The organism is Flavobacterium sp. SLB02, assembly GCF_009664855.1.
Taxonomy (GTDB): domain Bacteria; phylum Bacteroidota; class Bacteroidia; order Flavobacteriales; family Flavobacteriaceae; genus Flavobacterium.
On the sequence record NZ_CP045928.1, the window covers coordinates 617,126 to 635,990 of the forward strand.

Below are 18,865 nucleotides of genomic sequence, written 5' to 3' on the forward strand. Positions count from 1 at the left end.
TTATTTATTGCGTAGAATTTTAAACACATAGAAACATAGGTTTTTGCTTTGTGTTTAGAGAATGTAAAAAGAAACTAGTTTCTAACACACAGTGAGTGACAAGCTTTGTCAAAGCTCATAACAGGCTTTTCGTTACAGCTATGTGAATTTAAATAAGTGAAACGCCTTTATACATTCCTAATTGGCTATGTTTCTATGTGTTTAAATATTTTTTAAGAATGCGATTATTTTACTTTCGCAATAGCCTGATTAATAAAATCTAATTCTGAAATTGATAAATCAAAATCCAATGTTTTTGCGTTTGAAATGGCTTGCTCTGCGTTTCTTGCTCCGGCTAAAACAATTGTGATTCCTTTTTGTAAAGTAGTCCAACGCAATACTAATTGTGAAATTGAGATGTGTTTTGTGTTTGCCAATGAGCTTAATTCTTCGACTAAAGTTTTTACTTTTTGAAGATCAAACTGACCGAAATATCCGTTTCTGTGGTCGTTGTCTTTTAGTTTGCTGTCTGTGAAATATTTTCCGGTTAACAAACCTCTTTCCATCGGGCTGTAAGCAATGATTCCGATATTTTCTGCAGTTGTGTATGGTATTAAATCTGCTTCGATACTGCGATTTAGCATACTGTACGGAACCTGGTTTGATGCCAGTTGAATGGTTTTTTGCGCTTCTTTGATTTGATCTGCACTATAATTACTAACTCCGGCTGCTCTGATTTTTCCTTGTTTTATTAAGGTTTCCAAGGCTTCCATAGTTTCGTGAATTGGAGTAGTGGAGTCTGGCCAGTGAATTTGTAATAAGTCGATATAATCGGTTTGAAGACGTCTTAAACTGTCTTCGACTTCTTTGATAATGTTGCTTTTTGATGCGTATTTGTAAATCGGGATTTCTTTTCTGTTGTCTTCGGCATTAAAAAAGAATTCTCCTTTTCCGTTGTTGCTTCCGTCCCAAACTAAACCAAATTTGGTTAATAATTGTACTTTTGATCTGTCTTGTGATTTTAGGGCTTCGCCAATCATTTCTTCGCTTAAACCGAATCCGTAGAAAGGAGCAGTGTCAATTGTAGTTACGCCATGATCGATTGAAGCGTGAATAGAATCGATTGAATCTTTCTTTTCGTTTCCGCCCCACATGTTTCCGCCAATGGCAAATGCACCGTATGTAATAGTTGATAATTCAAGTTCTGTGTTGCCTAATTTTCTATATTCCATAATATTATATTTTAATGCTTTAAATTTTTTTTGGCAAAATTATACCATTTTTAAGAGCCTTAAGTTGTATATATTTGTCTTTTTTATGTAAATTTGTAGCCGAATTAATAAAGAACGTCATGAAGAAAGAAAATTTATACGAGCCGTTTACTGTTTCCTTTGAAACTCTGGATGAATATCCAGATGTTGGAGATCGTCATAATTTCTTTGAACTGGTTTATATTCTGGAAGGAACGGGAAGGCAATGTATCAACAAAAATATTTTTGAGTATGATGCGGGACATATGTTTTTATTGACGCCTGAGGATTGTCATAATTTTACGATTGAAACAAAAACGAAGTTTTTCTTTTTAAGGTTTAATGATATTTATTTGAAGAATTCGAGTTTGCAGAATGAGAATATTCAGCGTTTAGAATATATTCTACAAAATGCGAATCATCAGCCGGGTTGTATTTTAAAGAATGATGCTGATAAATGTCTGGTAAAAGTGATGGTGGAAGCGATTATTCGCGAACGCCAGGATAAAGATGTTTATAATAAGGAGTTGATTCAGCAATTGGTGAATACTTTGATTATTATTGTGGCGCGCAACATTGCAAAGTATTTGCCAGAGCAGGTAAATATTGGTTGTGAGGCTAAAGCGATGGATATTTTGCAATACATCCAGAATAATATTTACTATCCTGAAAGGATTAAAGCGGAATCGATTAGTGATTATTTTGGGATTTCGAATACGTATTTAGGCCGTTATTTTAAGAAGCATGCCAATGAAACAATGCAGCAATATATAAGTAATTATAAAACGAAACTGATCGAACATCGTTTGCAGTTTAGTGATAAACGTATTAATGAAATTGCGTATGAGTTTGGTTTTACCGATGAAAGCCACTTTAATAAGTTCTTTAAGAAACAGAGAGGGAATAGTCCTTCGGAGTTTCGAAAAGTGATTCGTGTCAGTGCGTAAATTTAGCACGCGGATCACGCGGATTCGCAAGCGAAAACACGGATTGTCGCGGTTTTTTTTAATCTATTTCTTCTTTGCCGATTATAAAATCGAAATGCTGGTTTTTGCCGGTTTTTAGGTTGTTGATTTCATTTTTTAGAAGCTCTTCTAAAGATTCAGCCACGATGTTTCGTTCCCAGGATTCGTTTTGAAGTTCTATGATTTGGCCGAATTTTCCTTTTGTGGCGGGATCTGTGTCAAATAGTAAATAATCTCCATTTCGTCCGGTTGCAAAAGGAATCCATTTTGGATTTGCATAGTTGTTGGTTTTGATTTTTTCAAAATCTATTTCCTGTTCCGGAAGGTCGTCTTGGTCAAATTGTAAATCTTGTATCGAATTCCATTCTTCCTTAATGTCCTCAAACGGAATAAGATCATACGTCCAATCACTGATTAAAAACTGAAAAGCAGAAGTTACGGCATCGTATTCTACATTTTGAACTTTGTAAAAATTTTGAAGTGCCGGCGGAATTGTAATTTCATCTTCTAAAAGGGAATGTTCTTTTAAATCTTCTGCAGAAATGCCATTTGTGAGATTGTAATAACGATTGTCTGCTTCAATAATTTTATTGATTTCAATGATCCATTCTTGCCATAGAAATTCGAATTGTTTAAATTCTTTGTCAACAGGCAGTTGAGGCTTTTTAATTTTTTCCTCGTATGCAGCTATGTCGATCGCTGTTATGGTATCATTTTCTTTATTGAACCAAACGCTTATGCCATTAAGAATAAAAGCGCCACTGTCATCTCCTTTAAAAAGTTTTACAAGTTGCTTTTTATTGGCTGCATAAAATTCAAATAGATTTTGATCTTCAAATATAAATTCTCCTGAAAATGGCTGTTTTGAGCAGTAATCATAAGTGCCATAATTTAAATCAAGTAATAAATTCTCTGCTTTTAATCCTTCTTTAGAAAATGCAATAATACCATGGGCATCCCAGGTATAAACATAGTTATGTTTACTCTTTTTTAATCGATAATCTCCAAGAACTTTTTCTAAAATAGCAATCTCAACAGGGAACTCAATAGAAACTTCATTTATTTGAAAATGTGTTTTAGATAATGAAAATTTTGCCAAAAGGTTAGGTTTTAGAGATAATGGTATTAAATGATCTTCTTTATCACACGTAGCTTATGAGTGTGTTTGTTTGTTTCTGGATTGTAGATTCCTAAGTGGTCTAAACGGTCAATGCGGACTTTTCCACTTGCGTGAATGATGTAATTGTTGTCCATAATAATGCCTACGTGAATGATGTTTCCTTCGTCATTATCAAAAAAGGCTAAATCTCCTGCTTCGCTTTCTTCGATAAAACTTAAAGCTTCTCCTTCAAGTGCTTGTTGTGAAGCATCGCGGTGAATTTTGTATCCGTTTAGTTTGTAGACCATTTGTGTGAAACCTGAACAGTCAATGCCAAAAGGTGTTTTTCCGCCCCAAAGATAGGGTGCGTTTAAGTACATGAAAGCGGTATTTATTAAAGCGCTTTTAGGTTTTACGCCACTTGTTTTTGTGCCTTCGAATTCGAAATTAGCAGTATTGATTTCGTTATTATTTAAAAAGGATAAAGACGCACCAAGCGGAATTGGTAATAATAAATTCTCGGGTGCGCTGATATAATCAATCAAATCAGCATTAAGAATAATGGCGTCATTGCTTAGCTGATTATAATTTGCTTCTGAAATTACCTGATATTGTTTCGAATCGACCCAACCTTCGTAGTCATCGAATTGTATTTTTATTCGGGCCCATTGATTTTGGCGTTCTAAAATCTCGATATGTTCACCAAACAAAAGTTGTGTAACGATTTCACTTCTGTCACTTGGCTCAGATCGAACGGGTACTATGGCTAGATTGCAAATTCCGAACATTTAGGTAATTTATTAGTTGAAAATTTGGAGTTGTTTGATTTATAAACAACTCCAAATTTAATATTATTTAAGCTCTTTCAATAACAATTGCTGATGCGCCACCACCACCGTTGCAAATTGCAGCAGCTCCGGTTTTGGCATTATTTTGTTCTAAAACATTTAGCAAAGTTACGATGATTCTTGCTCCCGAACATCCTAGGGGATGGCCTAATGAAACAGCTCCGCCATTTACGTTTACTTTATTGTTATCAAGACCAAGGATTTTTGAATTGGCTAATCCAACAACGGCAAAAGCTTCGTTGAATTCGAAATAATCAACATCGCCAATTGCAATTCCTGCTTTGTCTAAGGCTTTTGGTAATGCTTTTGCAGGGCTCGTTGTGAACCATTTTGGTTCCTGAGCAGCATCAGCATAACTTTTTATGTAGGCTAGGGGTTTTAATCCTAATGCGATTGCTTTTTCTTCAGACATTAAAACCAAAGCTGCAGCTCCGTCATTGATTGTTGAGGCGTTTGCGGCCGTAACAGTTCCGTCTTTGGTGAAAACTGCGCTTAAAGAAGGGATTTTGTCCAATTTTACATTGGTGTATTCTTCATCTTTAGAAACAATAACTGGTTCGCCACGTCTTTGCGGAACTTCTACTGGAACAATTTCGTTGTCGAATTTTCCGGCATCCCATGCTTTTGCACTTCTTTCGTAAGACTGAATGGCAAAATTGTCTTGTTCTTCACGGCTAATGTTGTATTCAGACGCACATAAATCAGCGCAAACTCCCATTGCGTTATTATCGTAAGCATCTGTCAAACCATCTTTCTGCATTCCGTCAAGCATTGTAGCAGGGCCAAATTTAGTTCCGTTACGCATTTGTACGTAATGTGGAATCAAACTCATGTTTTCCATTCCACCGGCAACGACAATTTCAGCATCACCACAAGCGATGGCCTGAGCAGCAAACATTACAGCTTTCATTCCTGAGGCACAAACTTTGTTTACTGTTGTTGCAGCAACTTCTTCAGAGAGACCTGCGAAAAGTGCAGCCTGACGTGCGGGAGCTTGTCCAACTCCTGCTTGTACCACATTCCCCATGAATACTTCATCAACTAATTTTGGGTCAAGGTTAATTTTTTGAAGTGCGCCTTTAATAGCGGCAGCACCTAATTTTGGTGCGGGTACGGTAGATAAACCTCCCATGAAACTTCCGATAGGTGTTCTAACGGCAGAAACGATAACAACTCTTTTGTTCATTTTCTGTTAATATTAGTTAATCAAGCAAATTTACTCTTTATTTGAATAAATTCAAATTTTGGGGCAATTCGATTGGATTTTAAATTTAATATGAATTTTTTGTTAATTCTATTTGTTTGATTGTTAAGTGTTTTAAAAAAAAGATTGAAAAAAGATTAAAAAAAGCGCAGAAATAGTTGTGAGATATGGAATGTTGTCTTACATTTGCAACCGCAAAACAGAACACGTTTCTTGAGCTTGGAGAGGTGCCAGAGCGGTAATGGAGCAGATTGCTAATCTGTCGACGGGTAACCGTCGCCAGGGTTCGAGTCCCTGTCTCTCCGCTTAATAATTTGCTTTTTGGGTTTTAGCTTAACCCAGTTATCGTTATCTAATTTTGATTAGATAGACAGTGATACAAAATTTAAAATAAAGCTCGGGGTGTAGCGTAGCCCGGTTATCGCGCCTGCTTTGGGAGCAGGAGGCCGCAGGTTCGAATCCTGCCACCCCGACGAAAACTTTGCCATAAAGTTTTAAAACAAATGGACGCATAGCTCAGCTGGATAGAGCACCTGCCTTCTAAGCAGGCGGTCGAAGGTTCGAATCCTTCTGCGTTCACATAAAAAGCCATTCAATCGAGTGGCTTTTTTGTTTTTATCAGTGTGGTTTAGTTATATTTAAAATAAGGACGCATAGCTCAGCTGGATAGAGCACCTGCCTTCTAAGCAGGCGGTCGAAGGTTCGAATCCTTCTGCGTTCACGGAAAATACCACTCAAGTCGAGTGGTATTTTTGTTTTATATTTTATTGGTTTTAAGCGCGTAGCTCAGTTGGATAGGGCTAGAGTTCGGAAAATTGATAAATGAACTGAAACAATAGTTTAGCCGAATTGAGCATAACTCAAAAAAATAATTCTCTAACTTTGGCAAATGCACTTACCACTATTAAAACTTATTTCTAAAGATATAATACTTTCTGAAAAAGAGAAGGAATTGTTCGAACAGTATTTTGAGCCTGTATTTTTTTTGAAAAATTGTATTCTTGAAGAAGAAGGGAAAATTCCTAAACACTTGTATTTTGTTGTATCCGGATTTTTGCGACTTTTTCACTACAATAGCAAAGGCAATGAAGTTACGACAAACATCAATTGTCCAACTGGATTTATTACATCGTATATACATTTTATTAACCAAACAAAGTCTGACGAAAATCTGGAGAGTGTTACAGATTGTGAGTTGCTTAGAATTACCAAAGCCAATTTGGATTTATTGATAGGGCAAAGTATGGTTTTTAAAGACTTCAGCATTTCTGTTTTTCAGCAATCACTTTTTTATCATGAAAACCGTTCAAAAGAAATGGCAATTCTAACGGCAGAAGAACGATACCGTAAATTAATGAAAAACTACCCTGACATTTTGCACAATGTTCCCTTGCATTATATCGCTTCGTTTTTGGGAATGAATCCTAAAAGTTTAAGCAGAATCCGCAAAGAAATGATTAGGTAACATTTGTGAGGTAGTTTTGAAAAAGCGATTCTCAATTTTGTGTCATCATTAAAAAATAAAAATATGACACAGAAAAATTTAGCATTGGTCACAGGAGCAAACGGACATTTGGGAAATAACTTAGTGAGATTGCTGATTGAAAAAGGTATTCCTGTTAGAGCTTCGGTTCGTAATATCAAAAATAAAGAGCCTTTTGCCGGATTGAATTGTGAAGTGGTGCAAGGCAGATATTACCGACAAACAGTCACTGATAAATGCATTGCAAGGGGTTGAGGTTTTTTATGCAGTGGGAGCAGCATTTAAACTTTGGGCAAAAGATCCGAAAAAAGAAATCTATGATATAAATCTTGAAGGGGCAAAAAACACGATAGAAGCCGCAGTTGCTGCTGGTGTAAAGCGAATTGTTTATGTGAGTTCTATCGCATCGACAGATTTTTCGAAACTTCCCATAAAGGAAAGTAATGGCTATAATCCTGACCGCAGGGACATGTACTTCAATTCTAAAAATGATGGGGAGAAATTAGCTTTCCAATTAGCAAAAAAATATAATATTGAGCTAGTTGCTGTTTTACCTTCAGCAATGATTAATAGTAAAGCCTTTGCCTCTTTGAGTGTTTCTTATAACATCATTAACCTGATTTTGAGAAAGCAAATTCCTATTGAAACCAAGATCACTTTGAATTGGATTGACGTAAAGGATGTTGCTGAAGGCTGCTACCTGGCGGCAACAAAAGGTAAAAATGGGGAACGATATATTTTGGCAAACGAAAAATGTATGTCAATCAAAGATACAACCAAAATTGCACAGGAACTTTTTCCCGAACTGCAAATAAAGCTGCCAATAGCAGTTCCTAAAGTAGTATTGTTTGTGGCTGCCTGGTTTATGGAAGTAGGGAGCAAACTAAGTGGCAAAGCGCCTTTACTTACTACAAAAGACATTGCAATATTTTCAGGTTTACAACAAGACTTTGACATTTCTAAAGCAAGATCAGAATTGGGTTTTAATCCTAAAAACTCTGTACAAGTTGTAAAAGAAGCAATGCATTACTTACAAGATAACAAAGCGCTTTTTAATTAACTAAAAAGCGCTTAAATTAATGCTTCTTAATTCTAAATTATGTAATATCTCTTTTTTGAATAATATTCAATTCCTTATTAAATGAATTTCTATATTTTTTGATATATTCTGAAGGTTTCATGCCAAACAATTTTACGAACTGTTGACGGAAATAGCGCTGATCTTCTATACCAACCTGAGGGCCAACCTGCGCGATATTAATATTTTCAGTAAGCATAATTACTGCGGCTCTGCGGATTCTGATCGATCGGATAAAAACATTTACGGTTTGTCCCGAAATTGCTTTAATCTTTTTGTAAAGACTTGAATGGCTCATGCCCATTGCTGCAGAGAAGCTTTTTAGATTAAATTCGCTGTTTTCAAGATTGGCTTCGACAATTTCGATGCATTTATCCAGAAATTCTTTGTACTCGAGAGGAACTTTATTTATATTTTCACGAAGTGTTATGCTGTCCAGGAAATACTTGCGCAATTGTCCTCTGTTTCGAAGAACAGAATCAACTCTGGCCAGAAGTATATCGCTGTCAAAAGGTTTGGTAACATAATCATCTGCACCTTCGGTAATACTTTGCAAATGAATGTCATTGCTGGTTGTGGCTGTAAGAAGTATCACCGGAATATGGCTCAAATCATCATTTTGTTTGATTTTTTTGCATAAATCCAAACCATTCATGCCTTCCATAGAAATATCGCTTAGTACAATATCGGGCATGTGTTTTTCGACCAGTTTCAGTCCTTCGATTCCATTTGCTGCCGAATAAACAATATAGTTTTTGGTAAAAAGCTGTACCAGATAATGATTCATTTCGGGATTGTCTTCAACAATAAGCAATACCTTTTTTGTACTGATTAATTCGTTCTGTATATTCTCAGGATTTGGTAGATTTGATGTGTTTTGACTATCTGCCGGCATTCCTTCAAGAAGTTCGCCTACAAGAGGTGACATTTGCGGATGCATCTCATTAATACTCATTTCTGCAAAATGACTTTTTCCTTTTGGAAGGCTAATAGTGAACGAAGTACCTTTTCCGACTTCACTTGTACATTTTATTTCGCCATGATGTTTAGTGACAAAATATTTGGCCACATAAAGACCTATTCCAAAACCATTGCTGGCTTTTGACTGAATTTGCTTGAATTTTTCAAAAATAGTATCAATATCATTCTCATTAATTCCGCTGCCGGTGTCTGATATAATAATAGAAACATCAGCGTTTTTTTCGATTATCTCGATACTTATTGATCCGTTATTGGGGGTAAATTTGAAAGCATTGGAGATTAAATTGAAAAGCGTAATTTCTAATTTTTCATAATCGCCATATATTTCAACAGGTGTTTTTTCTTCAATAAACTGGTAATTTAAATTTTTAACGGCTGCCATTTGTGTGAAGCTGTCGTAGATTTCGCGACACAAACTGTTTAAATCAATCTTAGAAATTTTGAGTTCATCAAGATCTGTTTCCGCTTTTCTAAACAATAATAACTGATCTGTGAGACTCAGTAATCTTTTAGCATTTTTATAGGCAAGATTTAGGTCAAGATCATCTTCAGAACGGTTTTTTCTCTCAATGGTACTTTTTAGCGGATTTATAATTAAAGATAGGGGAGTGCGCAATTCATGAGCCATATAGGTAAACATAGAAAACTGTTTTTCGGCATGTTCCTTGTCTTTTTTATGCTCCATACGGGCCAGTTTTATTTCGTAGCGAAGTCTTTCCTTGTTTTTATGATAACCTACGTAGGCATAAATTGCAGCGGCAGCAGCGATTAGATAAAAAGTATAAGCCCACCATGTTCTGTACCATGGCGGAAGGATCTTTACCGTCGCGAGTGTTACTTCATTGGTCCAATTTCCAAAAACATCGGTTGTTTTTACTTTAAAAACATAGGTTCCTTCAGTCAGTCTGGAGTAATTTGCCCTGTTATTATTAGAGGTATAATTCCAGTTTTTGTCCCATCCTTCCAGAAAGTAAGCGGTATTAATTTTTTCGGAATTGACATAATCAAGATAAACAAAATCAAAACTCAATGCCGATTTTTCATAAGGAAGTTCGGCAGCGCTTATCATTTCGAGTTTTTTCTCTGTGATATAAGGACTGTCCAATTTTAGAGACTGATTGTTTACCAGCAAATCATTCAATAAAAATTTACCCGCATTTTTTTTGTCCTTGATATTGTCAGGATCAAAAACATTGAACCCGTTTATACCGCCAAAAATAAATTCTCCTGTCGAAAGTTTCTTGCCTGCATTCCAGCTAAATTGATTGCCTTGAAGTCCATCAGTAACTCCAAAATTTCTAAAAGTATTATTCTTCGGATTCAATCTTGAGATTCCGTGATACGTGCTCATCCATAAATTCCCCTTTTTGTCTTCTAAAAGTCGAAGTATGGTATTGCTCGCAAGACCGTTTTGTGTCGTATAATTTTTGAAAGTGCCTGTTTTTCGGTTGAATAAAAGCAGGCCGCCTTCAACAGTACCAATCCAAAGATTTTTGTTTTGATCTTCGGTTATGCATCTAATAGTATAATCTGAATGATAGTTTTTTACTTTTTTTGTTTTGGGTTCTATTTCAAAAAAAGAATTGAAGGTTCCGCCCCAGATTTTTCCGTCTTTGGTTTCGTACAGACAAGTAACGTCTCGTAAAGTTGTGCTATAGCAGATGAATTTGTTTTGTTTTTTATCAAATTGATATAATGCTCCGCCATTAGTTACGGCAAGCCACAACGTTTCTTTTGAATCTATAAAAAGCAGCCATGATTCCTGTTCTGCTTTTTTAGTGAATTGATTGTAAATGGAGAAATTCTGGATGGCTTTTGATTTGGGATCAATACGGCAGACTCCGCCTTTCCACATCGCCACCCAGATCGCATTATCAGAATCCCTGACGATGCTGGTAACAAAATTGCTCTGAATTTTTCTGCCCGCAGCCGCTGTTGTCGAGTAAACATCGTAAGTGTTTTGTTTTCTGTTCCAGTATCTCATTCCGGCGCCATCAGTACCAATCCAGATGTTTTTCTTTTCATCTTCGCAGAAAGAAAGCATGAAGTTTGCGGCAGGATCTTCGTCTTCTTTATTGGTCAGCGGATCTTTGCTTTTAAAATGATTAAAATAAAGCGGTTTTTTTCCCATCATACTTACGCCACCACGCAGGGTTCCCAACCACATTTCGCCGTTTTTGCTTTCGAAGATATCATACAGCGATTTACTGTTAAGCAATGAAACCGGACCGCTGGCACGATATAAAACAGGAGTATTCTGATTTTTTGTGAGGGTGTAAAGACCAGCTCCGTCAGTGGCAATCCAGAGTCTGTTTTCTTGCTGATAAAAATCGCGAACCACAGTTTTTTCCAGAAAGTAATTTTTAGAATAGGTATTCACATTGTCATTATACAGGTAAGCACCTTCGTCTGATCCAATCCAGAGACCTTCGTTTGTGAGTTTAATGCAATTTGCGCCTGTAATGGAGTTGTTTAAAAGTGTTAGTTTTTTTGTTTTAATGTCATATTGACAAAGACCGGTTCCGGTTATAAAAACATAGAAGATTTGTTTTTTTGCATTATAAGATATTGATCTTGCGATATAATTTAACTTTCCGTTGAAAGGTATTGCGGTTCCAATTTTCTCACCTTCTTTATAAAGTACAATCGCCTCTTTGGTAGCGACCAGAATAATATGCAAAGAATGAACGGCAATTATTTCGTAGGCGGTAACATTTAAAGGTTTAATTTTTTTGTTGGTATCATAATATTTCAAGGGACTAAAAGAAGATCGTTCGGCATTAAAAACCACTGGTCCTGCCGTTGTTCCTACCCATAAATTATTTTCAAAGTCACCTTCGATACAGCTAATGGCATTTCCCTGAATAGAATTTGGATCAGTGTGAATATGGCGGTAAATTTTAAAATCATTTCCGTCATATCTGTTCAGTCCATCAAAAGTTCCAAACCACATATAACCATTTTGATCCTGATATATAGAGGCAACAGAGTTGTTAGAAAGTCCTGATGAAATATCAAGATGTCTTATCGGGTAATTCTGTCCCGATGCAGGTAGGTGCAGGAGACTAATAACAAGAAAGAACATTAACTTATTCATAGAATTTTTTTTAAAAAGCTTACTGCTCTTTGATATACGAAAAATAAAGGGATGTGATCAGAACGCGGGATCAATTTTTTATGTGAAATATTTAAAATCTGATACTTTGCGAAATTAACACAATTATTATCTAATGTATAAAAAACACTACTGGTTTTTTTAGATCAACAATAAGCTATGGGCTGTGCATAAAAATTAAACATATAGAAACATAGATTTTGTGATTGTGAAAAAGGTAAATCAAAAAGAAACTCGTTTCTCAATCATAGTCCCAAAGCACAACGTCATTAGCTTAAGGGGAAATCTATAAAATTACGACAGTTTAATCAAGAAAGTATTTAGAAAAATCCGTTTTTATGAGCATTTTCGCTTTAGCGAATCAATGAAATCAGCGTATAATTTTGACGCGGATAAAACAGATTTACTTTGTAAAAACGCCGAAAAAAACGGATTTTATTTGCAATAATTTTATTTTGTTAAAGCTTAACTTCACGACATTTCCCGAAGTATTGAGATGTATTAATGCAAGTAAAACGCCTTTTTTTGAGTTCAATAATTCTATGTTTCTATGTGTTAAGAATAATTGCCAAAATGGATTATTGATAGTTTCTGATTTCGTTGTTTTTTGAATTTTCTTAGTTAGAAATTAATATTCGAGACTTTTTAAAATTGTTTTTTTTTGAGAATATGCCCATTAAAAAACCACAAACTATTTGATTGTTAAATCGATTATTATAGAGGTTGATTATTCAGATTATCATTTTTTTTGAAAGAAAAAATTGAAGAATATGTTTTTATGAAGTGTTGTATATACACTTTTACGAAATTGTCCCCTTTTATAAATGATTTTTTCCCTGTCTTAATAACTTCCTGTATCCTTAATTTGCAATGTGAGTTGACAGCTACAACGTTTGAGTAATACTACTTTATTTTTCGATCAGAGTAAGTCAATAAAACCAAACTAACCAATTATCTAACCAAAAACAATTTAAAGATGACCAACACTTCAATTAAAATCTACAGAGAAAGATCTTTTCTTATTGTAAAAAGAAGAGCGTAAGCTTATTTTAAAAAGCAGGTTATACTCTTAAGAAACGATTTCTATACAAAGAATTATTAAAAAAATAAGCCTTGTTTCTTTACAGGTTATTTATCCCTGCAATCATTTTGTAACCAACACTAACTTAAACCAACCCAATTAAAAAAGTATGAAAAGAATTAAAAACAAATTTTTACTTTTATTACTCTTACTTCCTTTTTGTGTTTTTGCTCAGAACACCATTAGCGGAGTTGTCATGGAAAAGGGGGCCAAGCAGCCCATCCCGGGAGTAAACATTAAAGTAGTAGGGACAAACATTAGTACCTCTACTGATTTTGACGGAAAATTTCAATTATCCGGAGTAAAAGCAGATAGTCAAATTACATTTTCTTATACCGGTTATACCACTCAGACTATTGCGGTTGCCGGACAGAAAAACATAACGGTAAATCTGGAAGAAGATAATAATCAACTAAAAGAAGTAGTGGTTCAGGTAGGTTACGGAAGCGTGAAAAAGAAAGACGCTACCGGATCTGTTACTGCACTTACTACGAAAGACTTTAACAAAGGAAATAATATTACAACAGAAAATCTGCTTAGTGGAAGAGTAGCTGGTTTAACCGTAAATTCAACGGGTGCTCCAGGTTCTAGTTCACAAATCAGAATTCGAGGAGGAAGTTCGCTTTTTGCCAGTAATGATCCTCTTATTGTAATTGACGGATTACCGCTTGACAATGCTACTAATACAGGGTCTTCTTCCTTTTTGGCATCATTAAATCCAGCGACTGTTGAATCTATTACGGTTTTAAAAGATGCATCGGCTTCTGCAATTTACGGTTCTCGTGCTTCAAATGGTGTTATTATTATTACTACCAAAAAAGGAAGCAAAACATTATCTGTAGATTATAATGTACAATATGCTGCGGGCACGCTAACTAAAACAGTTGATGTTTTTAGTGCAGATGAATTTAGAAGTGTTATCGCAGACAGAAGAAGCGATGATCTAAATAAATTAGGAACTGCAAATACAGATTGGCAAAAAGCAATTTACAGAAACACAGGAACTATAGATCAGAGTTTAGCCGTTAGAGGAAGTTTATTCAACATCATTCCAACAAGTTTAACTTTGGGAAATACAGATCAGCAAGGATTGCGTTTGACCAATGATTTTAAAAGAAATACAGTTGGTTTAGTAATGAATCCTACATTCTTTGACAATCATTTAAAACTAAGACTTTCTGCGAATTATACCAACGAAAAAAACAGATTTACAGATGCTGTTGAAGGAGCTGCTATTGGTTTTGACCCAACTCAGCCTATCAAAGTTGAGGGTGCACCTTACGGAGGATATTTTGAATATACTACCGGAATTGATTCCAACGGAAATTATCCTTTAGTTTCAACTGCAGCAAGAAATCCAGTTTCGCAATTGTTGAATACCAATGACAGAGGAACGAATGACAGAATTTTTGGAAATTTTGAAATTGATTATAAATTTCATTTTTTACCTGCGTTAAGAGCTGTTGTAAATGTGGGTTATGACGAATCGAATGGAGAAAGAAGAAGATTGGTTGGTGCTGATGCAGGTTCTGCGCCATCAAATAACAACATTCCGTATGGTACAAATGAATATACAGAAGCGACCAGAAAGAATAAATTATTAGATACTTATTTGGTGTATAACAAAACATTCAACTCACTGGTTTTTGAAATGACGGGTGGTTATTCGTATCAAAAATTTCAAAGCTCAAAATTTGAAACCGGTAATATTCTAAATCCGGATTTGCCATCTACATTTCCTGAAACTACTCTGGACACAGATGTTGTTTTATTAGGATTCTTTGCCAGAACAAATTTAAATTTCAGAGATAAATATTTACTAACACTGTCTTACAGAAGAGATGGTTCTTCAAGATTTGAAGAAGCGAATCGTTGGGGGAATTTTCCATCTGTAGCCTTTGCATGGAAAATCAAAGAAGATTTCTTTAAAGAAAGCACGGTATTGTCTGATTTAAAATTAAGATTAAGTTATGGTATAACAGGGCAACAGGATATTCCTGAGCCAAACGGATACCTGCAAAAATACCAGCTTGGTGGCGGAAACTCTGAATACTATTTTGGTTCGAGTCCGGTTCCGGTGGCACTTCCTTCAAAAAGGACAAATAATTTAAAATGGGAAGAAACTACTTCGTATAACGCAGGTCTTGATTTTGGTTTTTTAGACAATCGTTTAACTGCCGGACTTGATGTGTATTACAAAGAATCTAAAGATTTATTAGTAAACGCCGCAATATCTGATGGTAGTAATTTCTCTAACCGTGTGTATCAAAACGTAGGAAGCTTTACCACAAAAGGGGTCGAATTTACGATCAATGCAAATGCTATCAAAACAGAGAATTTTAACTGGAATATGAATTTTAATATTGCCAAATTCGAAAGAAGAATCAAGAATCTGGTAAACGGAAGCGATATCTTTTTAGGAGACAATATTGCAGGAACAGGAACTCCGGGCCAAATTTTCAGAGAAGGATATACGCCGTATTCTTTCTACGTATACAAGCAATTATACAATAATGAAGGAAAACCAATCGAAGGAGGTTTTGCAGATTTAAATGGCGATAATGTCAGAAATGATGCTGATAAATACATTTATAATAATCCGGATCCAGATTTTACTTTAGGATTTGCATCTAATATGAATTATAAAAAATTCGATTTTTCATTCAATTTAAGAGCCAGTATTGGTAATAGGATTTTTAATGCAGTAGACGCCAGCAGAGCACAATATGATGCGATGGAAAACGGTGGTGTTTTAAGTAATATTCCGTCTCAGATAAGAGAAACTAATTTTCAGACTACTTCAAATGTAGTACTGTCAGATCTTTATATCGAGAATGCGTCTTTCTTAAAAATGGACAATATTACGTTAGGATACACGCTGAATAACTGGCTAAACAGCAAAGCATCTTTAAGATTTTCAACCGGAGTTCAAAACGTTTTTGTAATTACAAAATACAGTGGTTTAGATCCTGAAATTACTAATAATGGTGTAGACAAAACGATTTATCCAAGACAGCGATCTATCTTGTTTGGTCTTAATCTTAAATTTTAATAACGAAACGATGAAAAAATATATTTTAATAACAATTTTAGCATTGACTACCCTTTTTCAGTCTTGTACTGATGATTTAAATGTAGTCTCAGAAGATGACGATGTTCTTTCTTCAGATGTATTATTTGCTACACCTGCAGGATACAAACAAGCATTTGCCGGAGTGTACGGAAATCTAACTTTAACAGGAGTACTTGGCCCTGATAACTCTTCGCTTGAAGGTGTAGATGCAGGAACAAGCCAGTTTACAAGATGTTTATTATACATGCAGGAATTAACAACAGACGAATTGGTTTGGAGTTATGAAAATGATGGAGGAACAGCAGAATTACAACGTAATATCTGGACAGCGGCAAATCCGGTTATTTTAGGAATGTTTAGCAGAACGATGGTTTCAGTTTCTTATGCCAACGAGTTTTTACGTCAGAGTACACCCGAAAAATTAAGTTCAAGAGGTATTACTAATGCTACAACATTAGCAGATATTGCACTTTGGCGTAAAGAAGTTCGTGTTTTACGAGCGTATGCGTATTACAATATGATGGATTTATTTGGAAAAGCACCAATGTATACTGAGAACGATCCCGTAAATTTTACCGGACCTGAGTTTAACAGAAAGCAATTATTTGATTTTATCGAAAATGAATTAAAAGCAGTTTTACCAGATCTAAAAGCAGCCAGAACAAATGAATACGGAAGATTAGATCAGTCTATGGCGCGCATGATTTTGGCTAAAATGTATTTGAATGCTCAGGTTTACATTCAGGCCAATCGTTTTGATGATTGTATTATAATGTGTAACGAAATTATTGCAGGCGGTTATACTTTGAAACCAAAATACCTGGACAACTTTAAAGCAGATAACAATACCTCTGAAGAAATCATTTTCGGAATCCAGTCAGATGGAGCGGTTTCTCAAAACTGGGGAGCAACAACTGTTTTAACAAACGGACAAATTGGTGCTTGGGAAAATAATGGTGCTGATTTTGGAATTGGCGGATGGACAGGAGCACTTAGAATCAGAAAAGAATTTGCTCAGAAATTTGATGGTACCAAGTTCAGTCAGGATACCAGAAATACCGTAGGAAAAGGAGTTCAGGGTGATCCGGCAAAACAAAGATCTATTGATATTGATGATATTGGCGTAAAAACACAAGGCTATATTTTATCTAAATTTTCGAATAAAACTTCGACGGGAGTTAGTGGTATAAGCTCTACTTATGCTGATACTGATTTTCCATTATTCAGATTAGCCGATGTGTATTTAATGTATGCAGAAGCGACTTTAAGAGGCGGAAACGGGACAAGTGCTCAGTCATTAACTTATGTAAATGCTTTAAGAGAAAGAGCCAATAGTGGTTCGACTGTTGGAAACATTACTTTAAGTGACTTAACGCTTGATTTTCTTATTGATGAAAGAGCTCGCGAGTTACACTGGGAGGCACACCGAAGACAAGATTTAATTCGTTTTGGAAAATATACCGGAGGATCTTACAATTGGGCATGGAAAGGAAATTCTTCAAAAGGAGTTTCTATTCCTTCTTACATGAGCGTTTTTCCTATTCCGGAAGGTTCATTGGGAGCCAATAGAAATTTGACTCAAAACGCGGGTTACTAAAACTTTTTTTTAAACATAAACGATACGAAAAATGAAACACATATATAAAATTTTTATAGCTATTGCCTTAATTACAGGACTTTGGTCTTGTGAAAATGAAACAGATTTAATGATCTTAGAGCCTCAGGAAGCTGCTTTTTCAATCATTACACCTGAAAATGGTTCTTCGACTATTTTAAATAAAGATACACCCAACAATACCGCCCTGACTTTAACCTGGGAAAAAGTAAGTTACGGAACACCAACAATTGTTACCTATACTGTACAGTTTGCAGCCAGTAATACAGAGTTTGCAGCTCCGGTCGATATTACGACTTCTACTTCTACTCACGCCGCTATTTCGGTGGCAGAGCTTAATGCAAAAGCACTTGAACTTGGTCTTACGGCTGATGTTGAAGGAACAATCGATGTTAGAATTAAATCTACGGTAGGAACAACGCTTTCTGAGCCAAAACTTTCTACACCAATTACAATTGCACTGACTCCTTACAGAGGTGTATTCCCTAAAATCGATTTGTTTTTAGTAGGACCTGGTACTGCTGCAGGATGGAGCGTAACGAGCAACAATATGCCAATTTACAGAGATACAAAGGAAAATGCAAAGTTCTATTATACTGGATTTTTTAATAAAGATGGTTTTAAATTAATAGAGCAAATAGGTTTCTGGGCTCCGGCTTACGGAACAAATGGTGCCAAAGTACAATACAGAGCAACAGAAAGCGATACTGATCCGGGAGTTTTCCCAACGACAGCTTCAGGTTATTATAGTTTTGAAGTTAATCTTGAAGAACTAACATACAAAATCACACCTTACACAGGGCCAATGACCACTTATGCAACAATGACTTTGTCTGGATCTGTATTAACAGGTGATGATACCGGATGGGATACAGATGTTGCCTTGGTTGCATCAACGTTCGATGCGCATATCTGGAAAGTTACTCAAACCTTAAAAGCCGGAAAAATGAAATTCAAAGCTAATGGCAAATGGGATGTAAGCTGGGGAGATAATGGCGGAGACATTATTGTTGAGGCAGGAAAATATGAAATCTGGTTCAATGACTTAGATGGTCGTTATATGTTTATACCAACTCCATAATTGAATTAAAAAA

The 18,865-nt window shown here is 35.6% G+C and carries 12 protein-coding genes and 4 tRNA genes; 11 read left to right on the forward strand and 5 right to left on the reverse strand.

Annotated elements, in window-relative coordinates; all coding sequences use genetic code 11:
• Nucleotides 1-224: 224 nt before the first annotated feature.
• Nucleotides 225-1,211, reverse strand: a complete 987-nt coding sequence (locus tag GIY83_RS02735) for an aldo/keto reductase (protein ID WP_208684588.1) — start codon at nucleotides 1,209-1,211, stop codon at nucleotides 225-227.
• 119 nt (nucleotides 1,212-1,330) lie between these two features.
• Between GIY83_RS02735 and GIY83_RS02740 the strand changes: the two genes are divergently transcribed.
• On the forward strand, nucleotides 1,331-2,176 hold the full coding sequence (locus GIY83_RS02740) for an AraC family transcriptional regulator (RefSeq protein WP_194619589.1): 846 nt from the start codon (nucleotides 1,331-1,333) through the stop codon (nucleotides 2,174-2,176).
• A 58-nt stretch (nucleotides 2,177-2,234) separates the two neighbouring features.
• Here GIY83_RS02740 and GIY83_RS02745 read toward each other — a convergent pair whose 3' ends face one another.
• From GIY83_RS02745 to GIY83_RS02755, 3 genes are all read right to left on the reverse strand, one after another.
• Complete coding sequence (locus tag GIY83_RS02745) at nucleotides 2,235-3,293, reverse strand: SMI1/KNR4 family protein (protein ID WP_194619587.1); 1,059 nt, start codon at nucleotides 3,291-3,293, stop codon at nucleotides 2,235-2,237.
• A gap of 26 nt (nucleotides 3,294-3,319) precedes the next feature.
• Nucleotides 3,320-4,081 (reverse strand): C40 family peptidase, encoded by a 762-nt coding sequence (locus tag GIY83_RS02750; protein ID WP_194619585.1) that lies wholly within the window; start codon nucleotides 4,079-4,081, stop codon nucleotides 3,320-3,322.
• Nucleotides 4,082-4,148: 67 nt separating this feature from the next.
• On the reverse strand, nucleotides 4,149-5,327 hold the full coding sequence (locus GIY83_RS02755) for an acetyl-CoA C-acyltransferase (protein WP_194619583.1): 1,179 nt from the start codon (nucleotides 5,325-5,327) through the stop codon (nucleotides 4,149-4,151).
• A gap of 239 nt (nucleotides 5,328-5,566) precedes the next feature.
• Between GIY83_RS02755 and GIY83_RS02760 the strand changes: the two genes are divergently transcribed.
• The 7 genes from GIY83_RS02760 to GIY83_RS02785 all read left to right on the forward strand — a co-directional run bounded on the left by GIY83_RS02760 (nucleotide 5,567) and on the right by GIY83_RS02785 (nucleotide 7,888).
• Nucleotides 5,567-5,650, forward strand: a tRNA-Ser gene (locus GIY83_RS02760).
• Nucleotides 5,651-5,743: 93 nt separating this feature from the next.
• Nucleotides 5,744-5,818, forward strand: a tRNA-Pro gene (locus tag GIY83_RS02765).
• 32 nt (nucleotides 5,819-5,850) lie between these two features.
• Nucleotides 5,851-5,924: transfer RNA gene (locus GIY83_RS02770), tRNA-Arg, on the forward strand.
• Between the two features lie 68 nt (nucleotides 5,925-5,992).
• Nucleotides 5,993-6,066 (forward strand) — tRNA-Arg (locus GIY83_RS02775).
• Nucleotides 6,067-6,234: 168 nt separating this feature from the next.
• Nucleotides 6,235-6,810 (forward strand): Crp/Fnr family transcriptional regulator, encoded by a 576-nt coding sequence (locus tag GIY83_RS02780; RefSeq protein WP_194619036.1) that lies wholly within the window; start codon nucleotides 6,235-6,237, stop codon nucleotides 6,808-6,810.
• Nucleotides 6,811-6,873: 63 nt separating this feature from the next.
• Complete coding sequence (locus GIY83_RS25065; RefSeq protein ID WP_255474333.1) at nucleotides 6,874-7,083, forward strand: NmrA family NAD(P)-binding protein; 210 nt, start codon at nucleotides 6,874-6,876, stop codon at nucleotides 7,081-7,083.
• Nucleotides 7,019-7,888 carry an NAD-dependent epimerase/dehydratase family protein gene (locus GIY83_RS02785; RefSeq protein ID WP_255474334.1) on the forward strand — a complete coding sequence of 290 codons (870 nt, stop codon included), beginning with the start codon at nucleotides 7,019-7,021 and terminating at the stop codon, nucleotides 7,886-7,888. Before GIY83_RS25065 ends, GIY83_RS02785 begins: the two co-directional genes overlap by 65 nt.
• A 37-nt stretch (nucleotides 7,889-7,925) precedes the next feature.
• On the opposite strand, the gene GIY83_RS02790 is transcribed toward GIY83_RS02785, so the two are convergent.
• Nucleotides 7,926-11,984, reverse strand: coding sequence for a two-component regulator propeller domain-containing protein (locus tag GIY83_RS02790; RefSeq protein WP_208684590.1), 4,059 nt, complete (start codon nucleotides 11,982-11,984; stop codon nucleotides 7,926-7,928).
• Nucleotides 11,985-13,192: 1,208 nt separating this feature from the next.
• On the opposite strand from GIY83_RS02790, the gene GIY83_RS02795 reads away from it, so the two are divergent.
• From GIY83_RS02795 to GIY83_RS02805, 3 genes are read left to right on the forward strand one after another with little or no spacing between them, the layout of a single operon-like run.
• Nucleotides 13,193-16,135, forward strand: coding sequence for a SusC/RagA family TonB-linked outer membrane protein (locus GIY83_RS02795; protein ID WP_208684591.1), 2,943 nt, complete (start codon nucleotides 13,193-13,195; stop codon nucleotides 16,133-16,135).
• Between the two features lie 10 nt (nucleotides 16,136-16,145).
• Nucleotides 16,146-17,753 carry a RagB/SusD family nutrient uptake outer membrane protein gene (locus GIY83_RS02800; protein WP_208684594.1) on the forward strand — a complete coding sequence of 536 codons (1,608 nt, stop codon included), beginning with the start codon at nucleotides 16,146-16,148 and terminating at the stop codon, nucleotides 17,751-17,753.
• Between the two features lie 31 nt (nucleotides 17,754-17,784).
• Nucleotides 17,785-18,852 (forward strand): SusE domain-containing protein, encoded by a 1,068-nt coding sequence (locus tag GIY83_RS02805; protein WP_208684596.1) that lies wholly within the window; start codon nucleotides 17,785-17,787, stop codon nucleotides 18,850-18,852.
• Nucleotides 18,853-18,865 lie beyond the last annotated feature (13 nt).

Bases quoted from the DNA above. Each gene is read 5' to 3' on its own strand.
- GIY83_RS02735 (WP_208684588.1), bottom strand. From the start codon at position 1,211: ATGGAATATAGAAAATTAGGCAACACAGAACTTGAATTATCAACTATT.
- GIY83_RS02740 (WP_194619589.1), top strand. From the start codon at position 1,331: ATGAAGAAAGAAAATTTATACGAGCCGTTTACTGTTTCCTTTGAAACT.
- GIY83_RS02750 (WP_194619585.1), bottom strand. From the start codon at position 4,081: ATGTTCGGAATTTGCAATCTAGCCATAGTACCCGTTCGATCTGAGCCA.
- GIY83_RS02755 (WP_194619583.1), bottom strand. From the start codon at position 5,327: ATGAACAAAAGAGTTGTTATCGTTTCTGCCGTTAGAACACCTATCGGA.
- GIY83_RS02780 (WP_194619036.1), top strand. From the start codon at position 6,235: ATGCACTTACCACTATTAAAACTTATTTCTAAAGATATAATACTTTCT.
- GIY83_RS25065 (WP_255474333.1), top strand. From the start codon at position 6,874: ATGACACAGAAAAATTTAGCATTGGTCACAGGAGCAAACGGACATTTG.
- GIY83_RS02790 (WP_208684590.1), bottom strand. From the start codon at position 11,984: ATGAATAAGTTAATGTTCTTTCTTGTTATTAGTCTCCTGCACCTACCT.
- GIY83_RS02795 (WP_208684591.1), top strand. From the start codon at position 13,193: ATGAAAAGAATTAAAAACAAATTTTTACTTTTATTACTCTTACTTCCT.
- GIY83_RS02800 (WP_208684594.1), top strand. From the start codon at position 16,146: ATGAAAAAATATATTTTAATAACAATTTTAGCATTGACTACCCTTTTT.
- GIY83_RS02805 (WP_208684596.1), top strand. From the start codon at position 17,785: ATGAAACACATATATAAAATTTTTATAGCTATTGCCTTAATTACAGGA.